General features: G+C 34.4%; 21 protein-coding genes. 8 read left to right on the plus strand and 13 right to left on the minus strand.

Features of this window, described 5'->3' with window-relative positions:
• Nucleotides 1–170: hypothetical protein (locus HPY79_07455; GenBank protein NSW45633.1), on the plus strand; the 170-nt coding region annotated here is incomplete at its 5' end.
• Between the two features lie 720 nt (nt 171–890).
• Here the strand turns inward: HPY79_07455 and HPY79_07460 are convergent.
• Genes HPY79_07460 through rpsA form a run of 3 tightly spaced genes read right to left on the minus strand, consistent with a single transcriptional unit; the run spans nt 891 to nt 3,989 of the window.
• Nucleotides 891–1,814: a ribonuclease Z gene (locus HPY79_07460; GenBank protein ID NSW45634.1), complete on the minus strand. Its 924-nt coding sequence runs from the start codon at nt 1,812–1,814 to the stop codon at nt 891–893.
• Nucleotides 1,815–1,825: 11 nt separating this feature from the next.
• Entirely contained in the window at nt 1,826–2,170 is a 345-nt protein-coding gene (locus HPY79_07465) for an STAS domain-containing protein (protein NSW45635.1), read from the minus strand.
• Nucleotides 2,171–2,210: 40 nt separating this feature from the next.
• Complete coding sequence (rpsA, locus tag HPY79_07470; protein ID NSW45636.1) at nt 2,211–3,989, minus strand: 30S ribosomal protein S1; 1,779 nt, start codon at nt 3,987–3,989, stop codon at nt 2,211–2,213.
• Nucleotides 3,990–4,388: 399 nt separating this feature from the next.
• Between rpsA and HPY79_07475 the strand changes: the two genes are divergently transcribed.
• Nucleotides 4,389–5,510, plus strand: a complete 1,122-nt coding sequence (locus tag HPY79_07475) for a glycosyltransferase (GenBank protein NSW45637.1) — start codon at nt 4,389–4,391, stop codon at nt 5,508–5,510.
• Here the strand turns inward: HPY79_07475 and HPY79_07480 are convergent.
• The 4 genes from HPY79_07480 to HPY79_07495 all read right to left on the minus strand — a co-directional run bounded on the left by HPY79_07480 (nt 5,490) and on the right by HPY79_07495 (nt 10,342).
• Nucleotides 5,490–6,068, minus strand: a complete 579-nt coding sequence (locus HPY79_07480) for a helix-turn-helix domain-containing protein (GenBank protein NSW45638.1) — start codon at nt 6,066–6,068, stop codon at nt 5,490–5,492. The genes HPY79_07475 and HPY79_07480 overlap by 21 nt on opposite strands.
• Entirely contained in the window at nt 6,069–8,642 is a 2,574-nt protein-coding gene (gene mutS / locus HPY79_07485) for a DNA mismatch repair protein MutS (GenBank protein ID NSW45639.1), read from the minus strand.
• Nucleotides 8,643–9,307: 665 nt separating this feature from the next.
• Complete coding sequence (locus tag HPY79_07490) at nt 9,308–9,820, minus strand: hypothetical protein (protein NSW45640.1); 513 nt, start codon at nt 9,818–9,820, stop codon at nt 9,308–9,310.
• Between the two features lie 12 nt (nt 9,821–9,832).
• Nucleotides 9,833–10,342 (minus strand): lipoprotein, encoded by a 510-nt coding sequence (locus HPY79_07495; GenBank protein ID NSW45641.1) that lies wholly within the window; start codon nt 10,340–10,342, stop codon nt 9,833–9,835.
• Between the two features lie 116 nt (nt 10,343–10,458).
• Between HPY79_07495 and HPY79_07500 the strand changes: the two genes are divergently transcribed.
• The 3 genes from HPY79_07500 (at nt 10,459) to HPY79_07510 (ending at nt 13,385) form a co-directional block, all read left to right on the plus strand.
• Entirely contained in the window at nt 10,459–10,974 is a 516-nt protein-coding gene (locus HPY79_07500) for a helix-turn-helix domain-containing protein (protein ID NSW45642.1), read from the plus strand.
• A 400-nt stretch (nt 10,975–11,374) separates the two neighbouring features.
• On the plus strand, nt 11,375–12,265 hold the full coding sequence (locus HPY79_07505; protein NSW45643.1) for a glycosyltransferase family 2 protein: 891 nt from the start codon (nt 11,375–11,377) through the stop codon (nt 12,263–12,265).
• The gene (locus HPY79_07510) at nt 12,240–13,385 is read left to right on the plus strand and encodes a glycosyltransferase family 4 protein (GenBank protein ID NSW45644.1); all 1,146 of its coding nucleotides are present in this window, start codon (nt 12,240–12,242) and stop codon (nt 13,383–13,385) included. Before HPY79_07505 ends, HPY79_07510 begins: the two co-directional genes overlap by 26 nt.
• Nucleotides 13,386–13,388: 3 nt before the next feature.
• On the opposite strand, the gene HPY79_07515 is transcribed toward HPY79_07510, so the two are convergent.
• From HPY79_07515 to HPY79_07540, 6 genes are all read right to left on the minus strand, one after another.
• The gene (locus HPY79_07515; protein ID NSW45645.1) at nt 13,389–14,618 is read right to left on the minus strand and encodes a hypothetical protein; all 1,230 of its coding nucleotides are present in this window, start codon (nt 14,616–14,618) and stop codon (nt 13,389–13,391) included.
• Nucleotides 14,619–14,710: 92 nt separating this feature from the next.
• On the minus strand, nt 14,711–15,838 hold the full coding sequence (locus HPY79_07520; GenBank protein NSW45646.1) for a PQQ-binding-like beta-propeller repeat protein: 1,128 nt from the start codon (nt 15,836–15,838) through the stop codon (nt 14,711–14,713).
• On the minus strand, nt 15,801–16,733 hold the full coding sequence (locus HPY79_07525; protein ID NSW45647.1) for a hypothetical protein: 933 nt from the start codon (nt 16,731–16,733) through the stop codon (nt 15,801–15,803). Before HPY79_07525 ends, HPY79_07520 begins: the two co-directional genes overlap by 38 nt.
• Nucleotides 16,726–17,817 carry a [FeFe] hydrogenase H-cluster radical SAM maturase HydE gene (gene hydE / locus HPY79_07530; protein NSW45648.1) on the minus strand — a complete coding sequence of 364 codons (1,092 nt, stop codon included), beginning with the start codon at nt 17,815–17,817 and terminating at the stop codon, nt 16,726–16,728. The genes HPY79_07525 and hydE overlap by 8 nt, the downstream gene beginning before the upstream one ends.
• A gap of 146 nt (nt 17,818–17,963) precedes the next feature.
• On the minus strand, nt 17,964–19,859 hold the full coding sequence (gene dnaK, locus HPY79_07535) for a molecular chaperone DnaK (GenBank protein NSW45649.1): 1,896 nt from the start codon (nt 19,857–19,859) through the stop codon (nt 17,964–17,966).
• A gap of 107 nt (nt 19,860–19,966) precedes the next feature.
• The gene (locus HPY79_07540; protein NSW45650.1) at nt 19,967–21,028 is read right to left on the minus strand and encodes a hypothetical protein; all 1,062 of its coding nucleotides are present in this window, start codon (nt 21,026–21,028) and stop codon (nt 19,967–19,969) included.
• Between the two features lie 54 nt (nt 21,029–21,082).
• Here HPY79_07540 and panB point away from each other — a divergent pair, with 54 nt between their 5' ends.
• The 3 genes from panB to HPY79_07555 all read left to right on the plus strand — a co-directional run bounded on the left by panB (nt 21,083) and on the right by HPY79_07555 (nt 25,463).
• Nucleotides 21,083–21,895: a 3-methyl-2-oxobutanoate hydroxymethyltransferase gene (gene panB, locus HPY79_07545; protein ID NSW45651.1), complete on the plus strand. Its 813-nt coding sequence runs from the start codon at nt 21,083–21,085 to the stop codon at nt 21,893–21,895.
• Between the two features lie 2 nt (nt 21,896–21,897).
• Nucleotides 21,898–22,590: an RluA family pseudouridine synthase gene (locus tag HPY79_07550; protein NSW45652.1), complete on the plus strand. Its 693-nt coding sequence runs from the start codon at nt 21,898–21,900 to the stop codon at nt 22,588–22,590.
• Between the two features lie 305 nt (nt 22,591–22,895).
• Nucleotides 22,896–25,463 carry an adenosylcobalamin-dependent ribonucleoside-diphosphate reductase gene (locus HPY79_07555; GenBank protein ID NSW45653.1) on the plus strand — a complete coding sequence of 856 codons (2,568 nt, stop codon included), beginning with the start codon at nt 22,896–22,898 and terminating at the stop codon, nt 25,461–25,463.
• Nucleotides 25,464–25,477: the final 14 nt, after the last annotated feature.

A 25,477-nucleotide genomic window follows, 5' to 3' on the forward strand; every position in this document is an offset into this window, starting at 1 on the left:
TCTCACCACAAGTTATACGTCAATCGTTGTTAAGTGTACAACTAAGTATTTTACGTGATAAAAAAACGAATAAGCTCTATGGTATTCCGTCAAATATAACTCAACAAGCAAAAGAAATTTATCAATCCGTAGGCTTAAAAACATCAAATATGCCATTTATGATCGAATAAAGTATTGACATGTAATTACTTAGGTCTAATAAGTGGCGAAGTCGTGGGAAGATCCCGAAACAAGTTCGGGATGAAGAATGGTGTGGTGAGTATTGCCTATTTCAAAAGACCATCATATTATCCTCCAACCGTCATACTGAACTTGTTTCAGTATCTCCTCAAATCACAACTCTACCTTCCGACCTTCATTCTGAACTTGTTTCAGCATCTCCTCAAACCACAACTCTACCTTCCGACCGTCATTCTGAACTTGTTTCAGTATCTCCTCAAACTACAACATTACCTTCCCTAATCGTCATACTGAACTTGTTTCAGTATCTCCACAAAAACCCAACACTCACCCAAAAACCATCATACTGAATTTATTTCAGCATCCAATCAAAAATATTATTCACATCATAAGACCTTTGCAAAAGTCTTGAAATATATTTTCCTCATTAAAAGATACCCTAAATTCTAAACATCCCATTTTTTGTTTTAGCCCATAAAATTCAATGGGATACATTTGAGAATGCCTTTAAGACTTTGTATTGTACTGATAATGGTCGTCCCGCTCAGCCTATTCGATTAATGGTAGTGGAAGAAAAATAAATATATCCCGACGGATATAATTAAAAAGGCAATTATATTAGATCCGTATATTTTAACTTAGCCATGTCAACTTATAGGGCACAACTGGGAATACAAGTAAGATTATAATAGAAAAAAATGGTTGTTATTTTATATTTTTTGCTCTATTGCTATTTTCATCCCTTCTTGGGCTAAGTATGTTTCTGGGAATATCGAACGAGCTTCGTTTAAGAGTACGGTTAAATCTTTATAACGTACGGAGTAATGTCCAATAAGAAGTTTTTTTACATTTGCTTTTTGGGCAATGGTAGCTGCTTGCTTCGCTGTTGAATGCATGGTTATTATGGCTCTATCGGTATGCTCTTCGCTAAAGGTAGCTTCGTGATAAAGTAAGTCGGCTTCTTTAATATGCTCAATAATCGACTCATCGTACAACGTGTCGGTACAGTAAACATATTTTCGAGGTTTAGGTGGTAGGTAAGTGAGTGTCTGGTTAGGTATAACTTTTCCATCGGGCGTTATGAAATCTTCGCCGTTTTTAATTCGAATAATATCATGTATGGTTAATTGATATTGGCTTATCTTTTCTTTTTTAATTTTGAGCGGTGATGGCTGTTCGTTAACAACAAAACCACAAACAGGTACTCGATGTTTTAATGGAAAGGCGGTTATGGTTACCTGATTATCTTGAAAAATTTGCTCAGGTTTTTGAGTTGGTAAATGGTGGTAATGAATTTGAAAATGCAGATTTTCTTTATCGAGTATTATGGTATTGATGTAGTGTTCTAATTCGGGGAAGGTGTAAATGTGCAATTCGTTTTTACGACCATGAAGCTGAAATGACGACAACAATCCAAATAACCCCAAAAAGTGGTCGCCGTGTAGGTGGGAAATAAAAATGTGGTTGATTTTTAAAAGTGGCAAATGTTCTTGTCTGATGCGAATTTGAGTAGCTTCGCCGCAATCGAATAAATAAAAATGCTCACATACATTGAGCATGTGAGCACTTGTATATCTCTCAGAAGTAGGCACAGCCGAACTTGTGCCTAATACTGTAAGGGTAAAGGTCTTCAACTCAGACTCGTTTAGTCTTTATTGATAAGTTCTGGTGCTTTTTCGGGTACACGCGAAATATTGAGTACTGTATCTAATTGTGATATCGTAATTAAGCGTTCAACGGCTGGTTGTAAACCCGTTAAAACAAAAGTGCCTTCGGCATTTTTGCAAAGACGGTTTGCAACAAGAATAGCACTCAATCCGCTTGAATCGCAATAGCGACAATTGCTAAGATCGAGAATAATATTCTTTTCACCATTGCCTGCAATAAGCACTAATTCTGATTTTAATGCTGGTGCAATGTGCGTGTCGAGTTTTTCGACCATCACCTTTACAAGGGTGTAATTTTCTTTCTTTTCAATATTGAATTCCATGCTGTAAAAATAATAAATTTTTATGGAATATCATAAAAGGTTATTTTTTTTCTTTATTTTGAAGTTGGTCTTTCAAAGCTGCCAAATCAGCAATATCGCCTAAGGTTGTTTTTTCTACTTTAGGGGTAGTTTCTTTCTTTTCTTTCTTCGATGCTTTTTTCTTTGTTTCTTGTTCGGTTTCTTTTTTAGCATCTTCGAAAATACGTGTGTGCGAAACAACTATTTTCTTATTTTCTTTTGAAAATTCAATGATTTTAAATTCAGCTTTTTCGTCCACTTTTAATAAAGTACCATCTTCTTTTACAAGGTTTTTAGTAGTAGCTGTTCCTTCAACACCATAAGGTAGTGCAATGGTAGCATTTTTGTCGGTAATATTCATTACGGTACCTTCGTGAATAGAACCAACTGTAAACAAGGTTTCAAATACATCCCATGGATTTTCTTCTACTTGTTTATGGCCTAAACTTAAGCGGCGATTTTCTTTATCAATTTCGAGGATAACCACTTCGAGTTCGTCGCCAATATTACAGAATTCTGCAGGATGTTTAATTTTCTTTGTCCATGAAAGGTCGCTGATATGAATGAGTCCGTCAATGCCTTCTTCGAGTTCAACAAAAACACCAAAATTGGTAAAATTGCGAACGATGCCTTTGTGTTTACTATTAACAGGATATTTCGATTCAATATCGGTCCAAGGATCGGGTTTTAATTGTTTAATGCCTAACGACATTTTGCGTTCTTCACGGTCTAAGGTTAAGATAACTGCTTCTACTTCATCGCCAACTTTCATGAAATCTTGAGCAGAACGCAAGTGTTGCGACCACGACATTTCGGATACATGGATTAAGCCTTCTACACCTGGAGCTATTTCAATGAAAGCGCCATAATCGGCGAGTACAACTACTTTGCCTTTTACTTTGTCGCCAACTTTTAAATTCGGATCTAACGAATCCCATGGATGAGGAGTAAGTTGTTTTAGACCAAGAGCAATACGTTTTTTATCGTCGTCGAAGTCGAGAATAACCACGTTGATTTTTTGATCGAGTTGAACAATTTCTTCAGGATGGTTAATGCGTCCCCAACTTAAGTCGGTAATGTGGATGAGACCATCGATGCCTCCCAAATCGATAAATACGCCGTATGAGGTAATGTTTTTAACGGTACCTTCGAGTACCTGACCTTTTTCGAGTTTAGCAATAATATCGCGTTTTTGAGCTTCGAGTTCTTCTTCGATAAGAGCCTTATGCGATACCACTACGTTTTTGAATTCATTGTTAATTTTAACAATCTTGAATTCCATGGTTTTGTTTACGAAAATATCGTAATCGCGAATGGGTTTAACATCAATTTGCGAACCGGGTAAGAATGCTTCGATGCCAAATACATCGACAATCATACCACCTTTGGTACGACATTTAATATAACCTTTTACAATTTCGTCGTTGTTATAAGCTTCGTTAACACGATCCCATGATTTGAGAGCACGTGCTTTTTTGTGCGATAAAATGAGTTGACCATTGGGATCTTCTTGGGTCTCTACTAAAACTTCTACTTTATCGCCAATTTTTAAATCGGGATTATAACGAAATTCGTTTAAGCTTATAACACCTTCTGATTTGTAACCAATGTTTACAACTACTTCGCGTTTGTTCATGGCTACAACGGTGCCTTCTACTACTTCGTTTTCAACAACGGTTGAGAGCGTTTTTTCGTAAAGGGCTTCTAATCTTTTCTTTTCGTCGGCTTTATAAACAACATCACGTTTGCCTATGCTATCCCAATCGAATTCGGCTAATAAATCTTGCGATTTTTTTGTGATAATGGGTTCGTCATCGCCGTGATATTGTTCTAAGGTTTCAGCTTTTTGCACTGGAAGTTCTTCGGGTGCAATTTCATTTAAAAGACTTTGATTTTTGTAACTTGCTAAGTCTGACAAGTTTTTTTCTTGTTCTTCGATTTCTTGAAGTTTTTCTTTTTTTGCCATTTAATAAGTTTTTTTAATGGTTAGACATTATGTTTTTTCTTCGTTTGAAGAATTTAGGCGGCAAAGTTACAAAAAAAAATAATACAGTAAACTATTTTGTTGATTTTCTTTACAAAAGAAAGAAAAAAGATGTTTTGAGGTGTTTACTTTAGAGTAAAAATAAAGTTAAAAAAATATTTTCTTTTTTTTTCGGAATGGCTTATGTATTTTTGACAAAATTTATTGATAAAAAGCTTGAAAGTTATATCGAAAAAAGCTACCGTTTGTGTAACCAATGATTTAATTTCAGACCAGCGGGTGCATCGTACTTGTCTTGTTTTAATGGAAGAGGGATATTCTGTAATGCTTGTTGGAAGACGGTTTCGACATTCGCAAGCTGTTCATCGACCATATAAGACCTATCGATTTAGACTTTTGTTTAATAAAAAAGCTTTATTTTATGCTGAATACAATATTCGTCTATTACTATTTTTATTATTTAGTCGTAATCATTTAATTGTTTCAAACGATTTAGATACTCTTTGTGCTTGTTTTGTCGCTTCGAAATTAAAAAAGACAAAATTGCTGTACGATAGTCATGAATATTTTACTCAAGTACCTGAGTTGACTCATCGTCGTAAAATTCAAAAAATTTGGAATTATATAGAGCGAAAAATATTTCCTCATTTACCTTTTGCTGTTACCGTAAGCGATTCTATAGCTCAGGCTTATAATCAAAAATATGGTGTACCGGTTTTTACGATTCGTAATTTACCTTTGCTTAAGACATGGAGCCATGAGCAAGTTATTAAAATAAAGGGCGAAAGGGTATTGATGTATCAAGGTGCACTTAATGTTGGGAGGGGGTTAGAATTATTGGTTGATACGATATCATTACTTGACGAGCGTTATGTGCTCTTATTAGCCGGAAGTGGCGATATTGAAAATAATTTGAAAGCAAGAACAAAAAATATGAAACTTGATAATAGAGTAATATTTTTAGGAAAAGTTCCTGCTGAAAAGTTGCACTTTTATACACTTGCAGCCCATTTGGGTTTTTCGCTCGAAGAAGATATGGGCTTAAATTATCGCTATGCACTACCTAATAAACTTTTCGATTATATACAGGCTCATGTTCCGGTAATTTGTTCGGCATTGCCCGAAATAGAAAAAATAGTACTGCACTATAAAGTAGGAAGGTGCTTATCTAAAGAGCAATTAAATGCAAATTATTTAGCAGCGTTTATTAACTCTTTATGGGCAAATCCAGAGCAGTTGAGTGAATGGAAAGAGAATTGCAAAATTGCAGCAGAGGAATTGAATTGGGAAAATGAAAAGCTGAAATTAAAACAAATCTTAAAGGAGTTTATCAATTGATATTTTATATTTAGATGGATTTTCTTTAAATTCGGTAACCGTTATACCCGTTAATTTTTTAAAGGTGGCCGACAAATGATGAACACTCGAAAAATCCATCATATAAGCAATTTCGCTTAATGTGAATTCATTTTGTAAGACAAGTTCTTTTACACGTTCCATTTTATGGAGTAGCATATAACGCTCTAACGTGATTGTGTTTTTTTTAGAAAAAATACGAGATATTTGTTGATAGGTCATATTAAGGCGTTCTACTAAGTATTCAGATTTACGTACAATAGAATCGACATTGTTGGAATAATGTATTAGTTCTACTACGGCTTGTTTTATTTTTTCAACAATCTGATCATCGTGGTCTTTAACAATATCAAATCCGTTTTCTTGTAAAATTGCTCTTAATTCTTTTTCGTCAAAATTGGGTTTTGTAATAGAAATAACGCCTAAACGTATAAAATCAATTTCATATAGATGCTGTTCCAGCGTGTGTTTAAGGTGCTGAATGCAGCAATGACATAACATGTTTTTAATATAGTATGTATGAAATTGATTTTTAGTCATTTATAAGCCAGTGATTTTTTTAATTTCGTTGAGTTTATTTAAAGCTTCGATGGGAGTTAGATTATTGATATCGATATTTTTAATTTGATCGCGTATTTGTTTTAAAACGGGGTCGTCTAGCTGGAAAATAGAAAGCTGATAACCTTCACGTTCGGGTGCAATTTGTCCAATAGGCTTTTTGATGTCGTTTGAAGTGTTATTGCTTTCGAGTTGTTTTAATATTTCTTTACTTCGGTGTACCACACTTTTAGGCATACCGGCCATTTCGGCAACATGTATCCCAAAACTATGTTCGGTTCCACCTGGGATAAGTTTTCTAAGAAAAAGAACCTTATTATTGATTTCTTTTACGCTAACATGAAAATTTTTGATACGATTGAATGATTTTTCCATTTCGTTGAGTTCGTGATAATGGGTAGCAAAAAGCGTACGTGGTTTTCCGTTGGGATATTCGTGTATATATTCGGCTATCGCCCAAGCTATAGAAATGCCATCGTAAGTACTGGTTCCGCGTCCAATTTCATCAAGTAAAATGAGTGAACGTGCCGACAAATTATTTAAAATGGTAGCGGTTTCGATCATTTCTACCATAAAAGTACTTTCGCCTTGCGATATATTATCGCTTGCTCCGACACGAGTAAAAATTTTATCCACTAAACCAATTTTTGCTTCTTTGGCAGGTACAAACGAGCCCATTTGAGCCAGTAAAACTATAATAGCGGTTTGACGCAATAAAGCCGATTTCCCCGACATGTTTGGGCCCGTAATAACGATAATTTGCTGGTTATCTGAATCGAGGTAAATATCGTTAGGAATAAAAGGTTTGTCGGCGGGGAGTTGTTTTTCGATAACCGGATGTCGTCCTTCCTTGATATCAATTATAAAACTTTCGTTAAGCTCTGGTTTGGTGTAATTATTTTCTATGGCAATAGTGGCTAACGACTGAAAACAATCGAGTTTAGAGATGATACCTGCATTGAGTTGAAGGGTGGGTACAAACGTAATAATTTCATTTAACAATTCTTGAAAGAGTTGTGATTCAATGGCTAATATTTTTTCTTCGGCACCAAGTATTTTTTCTTCGTATTCTTTTAGCTCTTGAGTAATATAACGCTCGGCACTTACAAGTGTTTGTTTGCGAATCCATTCGGGCGGAACTTTGTCTTTGTGAGTATTTCGAACTTCGATATAATAACCAAAAACATTATTAAAACTAACTTTAAGCGAGGGAATACCGGTTCTTAAACTTTCGCGATTTTGTAGTTCATTTAAGTATTCTTTGCTGTTATATAATATCTCTCGCAATTGGTCGAGTTCTTGATTTACACCACTTTTTATGACATTCCCTTTATTGATAAGGGCAGGGCATTCGGGATTCATTTGTTGATGTATTTTATGGGTGAGTAAGAGGCAGTCGTTTAATTGCTCGATGAGCGAATAAAAGGGAGTTTGAGGTGAGAAAAGTTTTTTTATGTTTTGAATTGCAACAAGGGCATTATAAATTTGAATTACATCGCGAGGACCCGCTTTTGCTATGGAAACTTTTGAAATAAGCCGTTCTAAATCGCCAATTTGTCGAAGTTGAATGACTAAGTCATCAATTAGATCTTTGTGTTTTACAAAAAAATCTACTATTTGTAGGCGATTATTTATAGAAACAATATTTTTAAGTGGAAAAGCGAGCCAACGTTTTAATAAACGCGCCCCCATAGGAGTTTGGGTTCGGTCTAAAATTTCGATAAGCGTTTTAGCGTTTTCGTTTGGAGAGTACAATAATTCTAAATTACGAAGCGTAAACTTATCAATCCATACATATTCTTCATGATAAAGTCTTGATATATTGCTAATATGCTTAAGCTTATCGTGTTGCGTAGCATCGAGATATTGCAAAATAGCCCCTGCAGCAGCTATGCCGACCGAAAAATCGCCAATTCCAAAGCCTTTGAGCGATTCTACTTCGAAATGACGGGTAAGACGTTCATAAGAGGTTTCGTAAGTAAAATACCAATCGTCGAGTTTATATAAATAATATTGCTGATTGAGCCATGTATGTATAAATTCATGTTGGCTGCGTTCGTAAAGTATTTCTTTAGGCTGAAAGCTTTGTAATAATTTTTCGATTTGTTCATCGGTTCCTTCGGTAGTTAAAAATTCACCGGTTGATATGTCTAGTAGTGCAATACCAAAATTTTTCTTTTCAAAATATAGAGCAGCTAAAAAATGATTTTCGCGATTTGAGAGTGCATTTTCATGTGTAACAATACCGGGCGTAATAAGTTCTGTAACGCCACGTTTAACAATAGTTTTGGCTAGTTTGGGATCTTCGAGCTGATCGCAAATAGCTACACGCTGTCCAGCACGTACCAGTTTGGGCAGGTAGGTGTCGAGTGCATGGTAAGGGAAACCAGCTAATGCCATTTCTGAAGCATAACCATTGTTTCGGCTGGTAAGTGTAATGCCTAGTATGGCGGCTGTTTTTACGGCATCGTCGCCAAATGTTTCGTAAAAATCGCCCACTCTAAACAACAAAATAGCATCGGGGTATTTTGCTTTGAAGCTATTATATTGCTTCATTAAGGGAGTTGAATCGTTCGATACCATAAAAATAAATAATGAATGCAAATTTAAGTAAAAATAAATTTGAAAATAAAATATGTTAAAAAGTAGATAATAAAACCCGCCTCGTTATTAGTTTAATAACGAGACGAGACGAACCACTTGATTTAGTTGGGATGACCCCGATTTAGGGATGGTTTTAATTCTAATATTGAATTTGATTACAAGCACTTTGTTGTTTATGCATTTCTAATGCGTAATTTCCTATAAAAACATTGCTATTTTTATCGGCCTGGTTGAATTTGTTTATTTATTTTCTTGGTTTTAATCTATCTACTTATTTAAAGAACTTGACTTTGGCAATTCTTTTAATTTATCCCAATCTTGGTGAATAAAAGCTAGTTTTTTTGCTCGTCATTCTGAGCTTGTCGAAGAATGACCCCAATGCTCATTTTGGTTTGTGTATGGAAATACCTCGACAGGCTCGGTATGACATTGGGTGTAAGGTTTATTCTTCTAAAAATATTACTATTTTTATCAGTATAATTGAATTTGTTTATTCATCGTACTTGGGATAAAAACATATTCAGGACTTATTTTTACAGATAATGCTAAACCATTTATATATAAAAAAGCCCCCAAAATGGAGGCTCTTATGAATTTAGAAATTTAGGATATAACTTTTAATCTTTTATATCAAAGAAATTTTTCAATGATTCATAATTGTTAAGAATAATGTTAGCTTTCTTTGCTTTTGCTAGGCTAACACCATCAATTACAACAACTTTTATACGCATTGAGGAAGGTTGTGCAGGTAAAAGTCCATCACTATCATAAATTACTACTCTTATTACATTAAGACCCACATTATAATTATACGTGGTAAAATAATTATTGTGGGGGCTAATAAATGGCATATTTAGCCAAACATTTGATTGTGCAGGGCTTTCTAAAAAAACTCTTACATCACCATTTTCTAAAATACTATTAGTAATTCTGCTGTCAATTATGTCCTTATACCAAATAGTATTATCAGTATCCCATGATGATATTGTATAAGTTATACTGGTAACATTGGCATTACCATCCTTACCAGCTGGACCTTGTGGTCCCATAGGACCTTCTTTTTTGCAACTTGTAAAAAATACTAAACCAGCTAATAGCATTACAACTGAAAATAAATTTAAAGTTCTCATAATCTATAAATTTTAAAGTTTATTATTATAATTAAAATACTTTACATCAGTAGTATTTATTATTTTAGATTTTATTGTATTGTATTCTTTTTTATCAATTTCTTTATATTCTTTAATCTCTCCACTATGATTTAATTTAACAATTAAATATTCTGGCATTTTAACTGTATTATCTGTTAAACTTGGATCAATTAAAGGAGTTCCTTCAACTACATACATATGCTGCCCATATACTAATGCCCACCAATATTTATGATATACTACACCATCTACTAATGCAATTGCTCCAGGTACTTTTTCCAATGCCCTATCAATGGCCTCCTTCATGTTAGGAATACCAGTCGGAAAATAAATAATTAAATGCACTATATCAGTTCCTTCTGTTCTTGTTTTAGAACGTGTAAATGTACTAGCTTTAGATAAATCTACATTTTTTGTAGAAACAATTGTAAAATCAAGCATTCTTTGTGAACAACTTGATAATAATAATACTGAAACTGTTAATAAAAAGATTTTTTTCATAACATAAAATTTTATTGGTTAATAAGTGCAAAAATATGCACAAAAATTTAAATGTGCAAATTTTTATACACTTTTTTTTAAAAAATTAATCATAAATAATTATCTTAAAACAAAAAATGAATGAAGAGCCAATTGGTAAGCAGATAAAAAAACTTATTAAGTTGAAAGGATTTAAAGTAACTGAATTTGCACGGTTGATCAATTGTTCGCGTAGAACCATGTATGAAATATTTCAGCGAAACCATATCGATACAGAAATGTTGCAACGAATGTCGGAAGTCTTAAAAATTAATTTATTTGAAGAATTGGCTGAAAAAACTGAAGAGAAAATAATAGAAAGTGAGCAAAATAATGCACAGTCGTTAAAGTCCTTATTAAATGAGGATATTAAGACAGATAAAGATTTATTATCCTTTTTTGATAAGGGAAATACAGATGTGCATTTTTTTTCAGTTCCCAATAAAGATGAACTAATTTTTAATAAAAATGGAAAAAAACATTCTAATAATTCGCAAAGACCATTAAAACAAAGTTATGAAGAAAAAATATTAGCCCAACTTGAATTATTAAATGAACATTTTGAAAAAATTATATCCTTATTGTCAGAAATAAATCAACGGCTGAAACAATAATAAACAAGTTGAAGATTAAGAAATAGACTGTTGAAATTAAAAATATACAAGTTTAAATTTTGAAATAACATGTTTACAAATTCTTTATCTATTAAATTATAAAATCATTATAAAACTCTTTTTTGACACTCCAATTCTTATCATATTATTGAAAAGAACAAGCAATTTATAAATAATTGAAAATAAAATTTTTTTATTTCAATAACGAATTCCATTATTTTTAGTTTCACAAAGAACTCATTTTATTAGCATAGTTCTATAATTGTGTATATGCATCTATAAATATGCAGATCTGTATTTTTATCTAATGAAATTTTGTACTTTTGTCAAAACAATATTTTGTGTCAAGACTAATTTCTATCGTTATTCCTATTTTTAACGAAGAAAAAACATTCTTCCATTGTATCATGCTATTTTGCAGCATTTATCGGAAAGCGAATTGGAATTTATTTTTGTTAACGATGGGAGTACCGATGCGTCTATTTTGCAGCTCTTTACGCTTGCCGATGAAGATAAACGTGTAAAAGTAATTTCGTTTACCCGAAACTTTGGTCATCAGGCTGCTTTAACGGCAGGAATCGATTTTGCTAAGGGCGATGCTATTATTACGATGGATGCCGATTTTCAAGATCCACCTGAAGTTTTACCGTTATTGGTAGAACAATGGCAAAAAGGAGCTAAAATTGTTTATGCTCGTCGCTCCCATAGGCACGATAAATGGTTAAAACGAATGACCGCTCAATGGTATTACAGTTTATTGTATAAGGCTAGCGAAATAAAAATTAAAGGGAATATTGGCGATTTTAGGCTTATTGACAAAACCGTGGCTGATAAACTGCGGCAGTTGCGTGAGCATAGTCGCTACCTGCGGGGGCTTATTCCTTGGATGGGTTTCAAATATGCCATTGTCGATTATATTCGCCCACACCGAATTAAAGGTCAGACCAAGTTTAATTGGCTTAAAATGATGCGATTTGCCATGAATGGTTTATTGAATTTTTCGCTTTTGCCCTTGCGTATAGGTTTAGTAGCGGGTGTTGGCATTATATTTTCAGGCATTATTTTCCTTTTTTACTTGGCATATCGTTTCTTTTTCGACGACCAATTTTATAAATTACTAGAGTGGTTAGCTGTTGTTAATTATATTCTTATAGGTGTGCTATTTATTTTTATTTGGTTTATTGCAGAATACATTGGTAAAATTTACGAAGAGGTGAAAGGGCGTCCTTTATATATCATCGAGAATTCAAAAAATATTGCTGAGCATGAGAATATTGATGCTCAATTATGAGTACCCTCCGTTGGGCGGCGGTGCAGGGCGTATATCGATGCATATCTCCAATGAACTTCAAAAGTTGGGGCATGAGGTTACCGTTATTACAGCATGGTACAAGGGTTTAGACGAGCATGAAAACATAAGCCATAAACCAGAGATTATTCGCGTTAAGTCAAAACGCTCTAAGCAATATCAATCTAACCCTTTGGAAATGTACGATTGGATGAAAAAGTCCTGGCAGTTTTTACAAACATTACCACTTAATGAAAAATATGATATATGTTTTGCTAATTTTACTATTCCGGGAGGTTGGCTGGCATTAAAAATTAAGAAAAAATTTAATATTCCTTATTGCATTATTTCGCATGGACACGATATTCCGTGGTTTTTCAAAAAGCAAATGCTGGTGTATCATAGTTTGACTTATTTTTTAATTAAAAAAATATGCAAACATGCCGATTATTTGTTTGTTCAGAGTCAATATATGAAGCAAAATGCCGAAAAATTTTTAGGCAAAAAAAATTCATCAAAAATTGTATTGATTTTTAATGGTATTACTCCTCGTAAAATTAACTTGCAAAAACGTAAAGAAACTCCATTAACCATTTTATTTGTGGGGCGATTTGTGAAGCAAAAAAGCCCCTCGACTTTTATTAAAGCCATGTATCGTTTGTCGCGGATGCAAATACCTTATCAAGCCTACATGATAGGCGATGGTAGAATGCGAAAAAAAATGGAGCAGCTAATTGGCAAATTTAAATTGCGTCATGTTAAAATAACAGGCTGGCTTCCCGACGATGAAGTTTGGCAATATTATGAACGTTCGCATGTAATGGTTATGCCCTCACTTATCGAAGGCATGTCTATAAGCAACATTGAAGCATTATCGGCAGGTTTGTATTTAGTGGCTACACCTGTTAGTGGAAATAAAGAATTGTTGGCTTGTTGCGACAATGGCACATTAGTCACCATAAAAAACGACAGAGAAGTTGCCAACGCTATTCAGAAGTTTTATTTCGAACAATATTTACCCAAGCAATTTAAATCGGAACGGGTAAGAGATAAATTTAATGACTTATTTTTGTGGTCGAATATAGCAAAACAGTACGATGTATATTTAAAAAATATGCTATAATGGTTAATCAAATCGTGGGTTGACAATATTGTTGAATTTTGATCCAATGGTATAACTAAGTCCTAAATAACCCCAATAAGAATAATCGGTTTTTATTTGTCGTTGTCGGAGCAATAGTTCTTCTTGAGTTACATCACTCTTTGATAAATTAATTTGATTTCTTATCATTGAATATCCTGCCGCTAAACCTACCGATAATCCTTTAATAATTCGAACACTAAAATTTATATAAGATCCCAGTTCATAAAGTTCTAAATCGTGTAAATATTGACTTCCATATATGGAAATATCGATATCGCCCCATTTTTTAACTAATCCAAAGTTTATGGAAAGATCTTGTTCTGGAAGTATTTCTTTTGTTTTAAGAAAGATAGTAGTGTCGATGTAATCAACATAATTCGCTCCTATTTTATATGAAATTCTTAATTGTTTTTCAAAAGACATTTTATAGGGGAAAACATTATATTCTAATGCTGGTTTTAATGAAGTATTAAGGTTGAAATTGTTGAAAGTAGATGAACCCGCCGATGTAAACATTCCAAAAGACCAATGATCGCTCATGGATAGTACATATTGAATGTAGCTGTTATATGAACGATTGACATATTCATACGTGTATTCATCGTAAGAATAATTACTTTTTGAGTAATTGTTACTAGCACCCATTGTTAATTTCCAACCATCGGTAATTTTGTAAATTCTCAGGTTTGAATATATATTTAACGATTTACTGCTTTGTTCACCATTGAACGAGCCATTTGTGCTAAGCGATATAACCCATCCTTTCCAAGGGTCGGTTGAAAGAGTTGTTTGCGTTGTGGTTGTTTCGGGGTATTCAAACTCTATTTTTTTGCCCAGTGGGGTTTTTAAAAAGTAAGGAAGAAGTCCGAGTTTTAAATGATGCATGTATAAATTTCTGATTTCTTCGGTAGTGGCATCTTGGGCAGATTCAAAAATAAGTGTGTCATTCATTCCTTTAAATTCATTTTTGCCCTCAAAAATAAAACGATATTTTTCGCCACCTGATCCGGTTTGTTCGCTCATACCTAATACAATTACATTTGCATCGGATATATCACGAGCATAATTTACCGATTTAAGTTCGTTGCGTATGTATGAATTGTCGCAGTAACTGCAACGTATATAAACGTTAACTTTTAACGAGTCTTTATTTTGAGCCAATAGTTCAAAGCTTATAAGCGTTACCAACAAACCAAAAAACAGGTATTTCATAGCCACTATAAATTTATAAAATAAAACTGTTAAAGATGAATATTTATATGTTGTTAAAACCTGATTTTTGTTAGTTTATTGTTTTTGTGTACTTAGAAAATTCTTAGCAATGAACTTCCGCTTACAAATATTTTTCCATCATAATAAAGAGGCGATGATCGGATAACATCATCGGTATGGAATTGCCACAATGTTTGACCATCCATAATCGATATAACTAATATATCACCATTTTCAGTTCCTGTAACGGCAATATTTTCGAACAACAAAGCAGAGGCATGCGAAGCATGGCTCAATTCTTTGTGCCATATTTCTTTCCCATTTGTTGGATTTAATGCGTAAATACCCGATTTCTTAGTACCAAAAATTAAAATATTTTCAGAAACAGCAGTTGATGAAAAAATGGCACTATTGACCATTTTTTTCCATTTTAGACTTCCATCATAAGCTCTTAAGGCGTAAAAGTTTCCGGCTAAATCGCCAATAAAAGCAGTATGGTCGTAAATGGCGGCAGTAGCGTGAATTGGGGCTAAGGTTGAGAAGTTCCATAGTTCCTTTCCAGTGATAGCATCAAGGCATATAATTCGTTTATCGCGGGTACCAATAATAATGTTGTGGTCAAATAAAGTGGGGCTCGAAATTATCCAGTGGTCTGTTGAATATTGCCATATTGGCTTACCGGTGTATTTATTTACAGCATAGATCTTGCCATCCATGCTGCCAAAAATTACCATTTCTTTATATACCAGAGGACTGCTAAAAATCCAGTCGTCGGTTTTAAACTTCCATCGCTGAATACCATTGGTAATATTGATAGCATATAAATAAGTGTCGAAACTGCCAATATATAAAGTGTTCCCATCAATGCAAGGTGTTGACAAAACTTCTTTATGGGTACGATACCTCCATATTTCTTCAAAAGTGCGAGCATCTATGGCGTGAATATATTGACTATTGCTGCCAAAATAAAGAACTTGGTTGTAGGCAATAGGACTCGAACGAATACTGGATAAATGGCAAAACGAGTTTTTTATATTAAAATCTTTACTGTCGATAGTTTTAGCAATGTAACCAGTTCGATAAGGATTGTTTCTAAAAGTAGTTCCTGTTTCGCTGAATTGCGATTTCGATAACGATAAAATGGATTGAGTTATCTCGAAAAGTTGTTCTACCTGTAAAAGGCTAGTTTGCGTTTGCTGTATTACCAGACTTTTGTCCATATGCTGTTAATTCTTCGAGTTCCTTTTCGAGCTTTTGTTTTGTTTCGTTAAAGTAACGATCCCAATCATCTAATTTTATGATAAACTGATAGGTGGGCGATTGGATTATACTTTGATATTCGTTTTTTAATAAGGCAATATCGTGTTTGAGTTTTGATATTTTTGCTTTGAGCGATTTTTTAGTATCGATATTGGATATAGTTGCTTCTAATATGCCATTTTCGAGTTGTTGAAGTATGTTTTCTACTGTAGCAACGTCGTTTTCAAAATATGCTTTGTTTAATTGAACAAAAAGTTCTGCTGCTTGTGGTTTAACATCATCGTTAACAGCGTCGGGATGGCATAGTTTACTGGCTTTTCTGAATGCATATTGTAAGCGTTGTTTTGCCTCTTCGCCAATATTTCCAGCATGTTCGTGGGGTACTTGTTCCCAGTTTTTGCTAAATTGCTCGTATTGCTGTTTAGTTTTTTCGTGTTCATACTGGGCATCGGGGTTGCTATCGCGCATCGTTTCAAAAAGTTTTATGCGTTTTTGTAATATTTCGCTTATGATAAAACCTAATTCTTGGTAATAACGAATGCGAAATTGTGTAAGCATCTTGTCGGCTTCAGTTTTTTGAGTTGTTAGTACCAGAAATTGAGTTTGCAACATTTGGTAAGTAGTTTGAAGTCCTACAAAATCAATATTTTCGGTGTGTTCGGGCTTCTCCTGTTTATTAATGAGGCTTAAGCAACAGGTATGTGCCTCGCTGTAATTTGCTTTTTTAATAAGTTCGTAAAGTTTTTGTATTTCGGTGTTATCTTGAAAAAACAATAAAGATTCTACTTCTTCCAATGCCTCGGAGTATTTATGTGCATTGAGCAGATGCAATATAGTTTGCAGGCGTTTATACATAATGTTTTTTGTTAAGAAAATGCTTGGAATCGCCCCATTCGCCATAACCAATTTCTCCACCGGCAAATTTTATACGCATTTCAAGACATTTAATACAATCTTCTGCATCTTCGTCGCTGCATGGTTTGTTTTCGTACAGAAAATATTTATCGCGATATTTTCGTGGTGTTATGTTAGGCATAATAATGTTGGCTCCAATCGTTATAGCTTTTTCTCGTCCAATGGGATCGATTGCTTGCAAGGCTGTAGTAGATGCAATGTTTATGTATTTCATCATAATACGTAAGATGGCTATCATTTTAAGGGTAAGGTCGTAACGTTCTTCTAAAGGCATAAGGGTATTACGAAGTTCATAGAGAGGTGTTTCAGCGTGTTCAATATAGGGTCCCATACCACACATGTCTATGTCGAGTTCTTTCATAAACAGCAGATCAGAAGCTAAATCGTCGAAGGTTTGATACGGTAGTCCAATCATAACACCGGTTCCAACCTGATAACCCACTTTTTTGAGCTTTAAAAGAGCATTCTTGCGAATTTCGTAATTGTGTAATTGATCGTTAGGATGAATTTTTTGATATAAGTCTTTATTGGAAGCTTCGATACGTAATAAATAACGATGTGCTCCTGCTTCGTACCACTCGCGGTAAGTTTCTTCCGATTGTTCGCCTAACGAAAGGGTAATTCCTAACTTACCATGGGATAATGTTTTTATTTGTTTTAATAATTCGGTTATATGATGAACATATTGTGGCGAGCTTATTTCACCAGCTTGTAAAACAATGCTGCCATAATTTTTCTCGTAGGCAAAACGGGCTGCTTCTAATACTTCTTCATCGCTAATGGTATAGCGTTCAACTTTTTTATTATCACGACGAATGCCACAATAATAACAGTTTTTAGCACAAACATTCGAATATTCGATAAGTCCTCTGAAATATACTTTTTTGCCAATGTAGGTTTCTTTTATTTCTTTCGATTTTTCGAGAAGATAGGCACGATCGTCGCCTTTGCATTGAAGCAAAAGTGCAATATCTTCTTTGGATGCTTGACCGGTTTGAATAAGTTGATCAATTATAGATCGCATATTATTTTTTTATTCAGCAAAGATAAAATAATATTTTAATCTTTTCAATACTTAAATGTCATAAATAATTTAAATGTTCAAAGGCTATTATAAAAAAGAGGCTGTCCTTTTGAGACAGCCTCCTCATTTTATTGTTGAAAAATGTTTTATTTAACTTCTTCAAAGTCAACGTCGGTAACTTCTGAGTCTGATTTTGTATGATTGGTATTGTTTTGATTTTCTGCGTTAGGTTGCTGAGCTCCAGTATTTTTGTACATTTCTTCGCTTGCTTTATGGAATATTTCGTTTAGTTCATTCATAGCTTTATCAATACGGTCGAGGTCTTCGCTCTTATGTGCATCTTTAAGTTTTTGAATAGCAGCTTCAATCTGTGAACGTTTGTCGGCCGGAATTTTATCTCCAAACTCTTTTAGTTGCTTTTCAGTTTGGAAAATAAGGCTATCGGCAGCATTGAGTTTATCGATTTTTTCTTTGAATTTGCGGTCTGCTTCGGCATTCGCTTCGGCTTCAGCTTTCATGCGTTTAATTTCGTCTTCGGTTAATCCTGATGAAGCTTCGATGCGGATGCTTTGTTGTTTACCGGTAGCTTTATCTTTAGCCGATACATTTAAAATACCGTTAGCGTCGATATCGAACGTAACTTCAATTTGTGGAACTCCTCTTGGTGCGGCGGGTATGCCATCGAGGTGGAAACGTCCTATGGTTTTGTTTTGGCTTGCCTGTGTGCGTTCTCCTTGAAGTACATGTATTTCAACGGAGGTTTGATTATCGGCTGCAGTTGTAAAAGTTTCAGTTTTGCGTGTGGGAATTGTTGTATTGGCTTCGATGAGTTTTGTCATAACGCCACCAAGGGTTTCGATACCTAGTGATAGAGGTGTAACGTCGAGCAATAATACATCTTTAACTTCGCCAGTGAGAACGCCACCTTGAATGGCAGCACCAACAGCTACTACTTCGTCGGGGTTTACTCCTTTAGAGGGTGTTTTACCAAAGAAATCTTCTACTACTTTTTGAATAATAGGCACGCGGGTTGAACCACCAACTAAAATAACTTCGTCAATATCTTTAGGAGTTAATCCGGCATCTTTTAAAGCTTTTTTGCAAGGTTCAATGGTTTTTTGAACCAAATCGTCGATAAGTTGTTCGAATTTTGAACGTGTGAGTGTTTTTACAAGGTGCTTAGGAACGCCATCAACGGGCATGATATAGGGGAGGTTAATTTCAGTAGAGCTTGAACTTGAAAGTTCGATTTTAGCTTTTTCGGCAGCTTCTTTCAAGCGTTGAAGTGCCATGGGGTCTTTACGTAAATCTATACCTTCGTCTTTTTTAAATTCTTCGGCGAGCCAGTCAATAATACGTTGGTCAAAGTCGTCGCCCCCAAGGTGTGTGTCGCCATTGGTGCTTTTTACTTCAAAAACGCCATCGCCGAGTTCAAGAATGGATATGTCGAATGTACCGCCACCGAGATCGTAAACAGCGACTTTCATGTCGCGATTGCGTTTGTCGAGACCATAAGCCAGGGCAGCAGCGGTTGGCTCGTTAATAATACGACGAACGTTAAGACCTGCTATTTCGCCTGCTTCTTTTGTAGCTTGACGTTGTGCATCGTTGAAATAAGCTGGAACTGTAATTACAGCTTCGGTTACTTCTTGTCCTAAATAATCTTCGGCAGTTTTTTTCATTTTTTGTAAAATCATTGCCGAAATTTCTTGGGGAGTATATGTTCTGTCGTTAATTTTTATTCGAGGTGTGTTGTTTTCACCACGAACTACTTCGTAAGGAACGCGAGCTATTTCGTTAGAAACTTCGTCAAAGCGATTTCCCATAAATCGTTTAATGGAGTAAATCGTTTTTTTAGGATTGGTAATAGCTTGACGCTTAGCAGGGTCGCCTACTTTACGTTCGTTATTATCTAAAAATGCTACAATCGATGGAGTAGTACGTTTTCCTTCGCTATTGGGTATAACAACTGGATCGTTGCCTTCCATCACTGCAACACAAGAGTTTGTTGTTCCAAGGTCTATGCCTATAATTTTTCCCATAATATAAAATATTTAAAGTTTGCTGGTAAATAACAAGCTTAATGCCAAGTAATAAAAAAACATAAAAAGTGAAAAAATGGCAGATTATTTAAAAAATTTCTGTCAGATTATGGAAATAGTTGCCAATTTAATTGAACTTCAGAATAAGGTGCAAATTTTAAATCTTTAGTAATGGTACCCATCGAAAGAGAATCGATCGTTCTTCCTGCTAATGGCTTGCCTATTTCATATTTAGTATATCGGGATGTAAATAAACCAATTCCATTATTAATATTACTAAAGCTGGGTTTATCCATCGAAAGGCTTGTGCTAGGGGCGCTTACTTGCATGTAGGCGTATAAATCATTACTTCCAGCATAAGTAATAATTTGAATACTACTTTGTGCAGGAATTCTTTTAATAACCTGATTATTGGATTTTATATTGTTTTTAACTGCTTCATAAAAACTTATCGATGGGTATTCAATGTTAATGATTTCATCACCATATATGGTATTTGTTGTAAATGTGTTAAGTTTTATGTCAATGTAATGTTTAGTGGTATCGGTTGAAGTTAATTCGTAGTAAAAAAATCTTAATACAGGTTGAATTAAACGAGCATTAGCAGGTGTTTTTATATTAAATTTAAAATATGTGGAAGTAAATGATATTTGTGGCGGTACATTTTGAAGTGAGAAATTTCCAATCATTTTGGTTTCAGCGTTTACAATTTTTTCATCTATTAAAATATTAAGCTTATAGGTAGCATCGGTATTTAATGGAGTGTTGGTAGCGAAATAATAATTTTTTTGATAAGCAAAAATTCCGCTGTCGCGTGCAATTGACGAATCTTTTTGTAAATTTATGGTACGATTCAGATTACCGTTAATCCACTCTTCTAATTTAACAATAATAGGTTTTTGGTAATAAATCGAATCGGCGATTTGCGCCATTTGATATGCATTCCCTTCGCCAAGAAATGATTTTGAAACACGAATTATTTGGATAGAATCGTTGGCATTTAATAAACCATATACAATAGTATTATCTTTCCAACGATCAAAAATATCTAAATCGTTGTTGCACTGGTAAAAAATAAAAGGTAATAGAAGTATAAAAAAGAATATTTTTAACGACGGTCTAATATATCGTATTGATATATAATGCGATATGTAAATTAAATTTTTCATTGCTATTTCGTAAAAAAAACTGAACTTTGTGGCAAAGATATAAATTATATTTCAATGAACTTTCCAACTGTAAAAAAAGTAACAACGCATGTACTTGCCGAAATGAAATTGCGTGGTGAAAAAATATCGATGCTTACAGCATACGATTATTCAATGGCGAAAATTCTTGATAGTGCAGGTATCGATGTTATTTTAGTTGGCGATTCGGCTTCGAATGTAATGGCAGGTTACGATACGACTATTCCTATAACCCTCGATGAAATGATATATCATGGTGCATCGGTTGTAAGGGCAGTTAAAAGAGCGTTAGTTGTGGTAGATTTGCCTTTTGGTACCTATCAGGGAAATTCAAAAGAGGCACTTAATTCAGCTATTCGAATTATGAAAGAAACGGGTGCCGCCGCTGTAAAACTCGAAGGAGGTGAAGAGATTAAAGAAAGCATTCAGCGAATTTTGTCGGCTGGCATACCCGTTATGGGACACCTTGGACTTACACCTCAAAGTATTCATAAATTTGGAACATTTGTTGTTAGAGCTCGCGAAGAGCAAGAGGCTAAAAAGCTTATGAACGATGCTCAAATACTTGATGAATTAGGATGTTTTGCAATTGTACTAGAAAAAATACCAGCACAATTAGCTACTAATGTAGCTAAAACTGTAAAAACACCTGTTATTGGAATTGGTGCGGGTGGAGGAGTCGATGGGCAAGTATTGGTTTTACATGATATGCTGGGCATTACAACAGAGTTCTCGCCACGTTTTTTAAGACGTTATCATAACCTTTTTGATGAAATTAAAAATGCGGTTGGTAGATATATTTATGATGTTAAAACACAAGATTTTCCAAATGAAAAAGAACAATATTAAAGATGTTCGATCATAATAATATACTTTTTGAAGATAATCATATTATAATTATTAATAAGGAGTCGGGGCAGTTGGTTCAGCCCGATAAAGAAGAAAACCAATCGCTCGAAGAAGAAATAAAAAATTACATAAAAGAACGCGATCGGAAACCTGGAAATGTGTTTTTAGGTGTTATTCATCGAATTGACAGACCTGTTAGTGGAATTGTATTATTTGCTAAAACTAGCAAAGCCTTGGCACGACTTAATCAAATGCAACAAGAACGAAAAATTATAAAAATATACTGGGCTATTACAGCCAATATTCCAGACCAAACTAAAGGCACACTTGAACACTATATAGTACGAAACGAGAGTAAGAATATTTCGTATGTAAGAAAAAAAGAAAACAAAAATGCAAAATTGGCAGTGTTAAACTACGAAATTATAGGCAAATCCGATTTGTATTATCTTTGGAAAATAGAGCTATTAACGGGCCGACATCATCAAATTCGTTGTCAGTTAGCACATATTCAGTGTCCTATTCGTGGCGATGTAAAATATGGTTTCCCTCGTTCTAATCACGATAAAAGTATATCGCTTCATGCAAGAAGCATACATTTTTTACACCCTATTTCTAATAAGGAAATATCGATAGTAGCACCCGTTCCAAATGAAAAATTATGGAAAATATTTGAAAAATCTGTTAATGACTGATTTAAAATAAAATGCCATGATTGATTTAAAACGTGTTTTGTTTTCAACAATTTTATGTTAATAAATTGTTAAGTGTCTATAAGCCAAATAAATGAAATTTTTGCTTGTATTAAAAGCTAGTTTGCATTATTCTGAAAATCAAAAACATATGTCAGCATACTTTAATTGTTAATATTGTTGTTAAAAACTAAATTAGCATAAAATATATAAATGATATAATTTGCTCGACGAAAATTCTAAAGCTATTCAACTGAAAATAATAATAGTAATAATATAAAATGGAAACACTTGTGGACAAAAAAGTCATGACAAAAAACGAAATTGCTCAAAATGAGTCTCTTACTGTTTATTCTTTCGATGAAGCTTATCAAGGTGCACTCGATTATTTCAAAGGTGATGAGCTTGCTGCCAAGGTATGGGTTACAAAATATGCCTTAAAAGATTCATACGGAAAAATTTATGAACGAAGCCCAGAAGATATGCATTGGCGCATCGCAAATGAAATAGCACGTATCGAAAAAAAATATCCTAATCCTATGTCGGCGCAAGAAGTTTACGAACTATTAAAAGATTTTAAATACATTGTGCCGCAAGGAAGCCCGATGTCTGGTATTGGCAATAATTTTCAGATAGCATCATTATCAAATTGTTTTGTAATAGGGATGGAAGGGAATAGCGATTCGTACGGTGGGATTATGAAAATCGACGAAGAGCAAGTGCAACTTATGAAACGTAGAGGAGGGGTTGGACACGATTTAAGCCACATTCGTCCTTCGGGAAGTCCTGTGCTAAATAGTGCACTTACTTCTACAGGTTTGGTGCCTTTTATGGAACGTTATAGCAATAGCACGCGCGAAGTTGCACAAGATGGACGTCGTGGTGCACTTATGCTTACGGTATCAATCAAACATCCCGATGCTGAGAGCTTTATTGATGCTAAACTCGAACAAGGAAAGGTTACAGGAGCAAATGTTTCTGTAAAGATTGACGACGAGTTTATGCGAGCTGCCATAAACGGACAAAAATATATTCAACAGTATCCGATTGATAGTCCCAATCCCAAATATACCAAAGAAATAGACGCTGCTATGCTTTGGCGAAAAATAATACACAACGCATGGAAATCTGCTGAGCCTGGAATACTTTTTTGGGATACCATTATTCGTGAATCTGTAGCTGATTGTTACAAAGATTTGGGCTTTCGAACAGTGGCCACCAATCCATGTGGTGAAATTCCGTTGTGTCCTTACGATAGTTGCCGCTTATTAGCGATTAACCTATATGGTTATGTTGTAAATCCATTTACTTCTGCTGCATTTTTTGATTTCGATTTATTTAAAAAACATGCTCATGCAGCTCAACGTATAATGGATGATATTATAGACCTTGAACTTGAAAAAATCGATGCTATTTTGCAAAAAATAGATAGCGACCCCGAATCGGATGAAGTAAAACGAACCGAACGCCAATTATGGGAAAAAATTAGAATAAAAGCCATTCAAGGACGTAGAACCGGTATCGGTATTACAGCAGAAGGTGATATGCTTGCTGCACTTAATCTTCGTTATGGTAGCGATGAAGCTATTGATTTTTCTGTAAAAGTTCATAAAACACTGGCTATCGAAGTATATCGTTCATCGGTTTATACGGCTAAAGAACGTGGACCATTCCCAATTTACGATACTAATCGTGAGAAAGATAATCCATTTATAAATAGAATAAAAGAAGCAGACCCCGAACTCTATAAAGAAATGACGCGTTATGGTCGTAGAAATATTTCTTTATTAACGATAGCACCAACTGGTTCAACAAGCATTCTTACACAAACAACCTCGGGCATAGAACCCGTTTTCAGGCCTGTGTATAAACGTCGTCGCAAAGTTAATCCAAATGACAAAAATGTTAAAGTAAGCTTTGTTGATGAAGTTGGCGATTCATGGGAAGAATATGTAGTATTTCATCATAAATTTATTACATGGTTAGAGCAGAATGCTTACGACTTAAATGAAGTTTATCAATATAACGATGAAAAGTTAGACGAATTAGTTAAGAAATCACCTTATTATTTGGCAACTGCAAATGATGTAGATTGGGTTGCAAAGGTAAAAATGCAAGGCGAAATTCAAAAATGGGTCGATCATTCTATTAGTGTTACAGTAAACCTACCTGAAGAAGTTACCAAAGAAATTGTTGCAAAAGTATATGAAACAGGCTGGGAAAGCGGTTGTAAAGGAATTACGGTTTATCGCGAGGGCAGCCGTTCGGGGGTTTTAATTTCTAAAGATAATAAAAATAAAAATGCACAGCCCAATACATTACCATTCGAAATAAAAAAACGTCCTAAAATGCTAGAAGCCGATGTGGTTCGTTTTCATAATAATAATGAAAAATGGGTCGCTTTTATAGGCCTTTTAGATGGTAAACCTTACGAAATATTTACAGGGATAGAAGACGAAGACGTACTTGTAATACCTAAGTCGATTAAAAAAGGATATATCATTAAAAATAAGGACGAAGAAGGACAAACACGTTACGATTTTCAATATGTCGATAAACACGGATATAAAACTACAATCGAAGGTTTATCGCGTATGTTCGATAAGGAATTTTGGAATTATGCGAAATTAATTTCGGGAGTTTTACGGTATGGTATGCCTATTACCGACGTCATCAATCTAGTTGGCTCTTTGCAATTAGATAGCGACAATATCAATACATGGAAAGCAGGTGTTGAAAGAGCATTAAAGAAATATATTCCCGATGGTGCAAAGCCCAAAAAAGGTGCTATTTGTCCAAATTGTGGTCAAGATGCATTGGTATATAAAGAAGGATGCTTAACGTGCTCGCATTGTGGTTATTCTAAATGTGGATAATGTTTAAATTTAAG

Source organism: Bacteroidales bacterium, assembly GCA_013314715.1.
In the GTDB taxonomy this organism is placed as follows: Bacteria; Bacteroidota; Bacteroidia; order Bacteroidales; family GWA2-32-17; genus Ch61.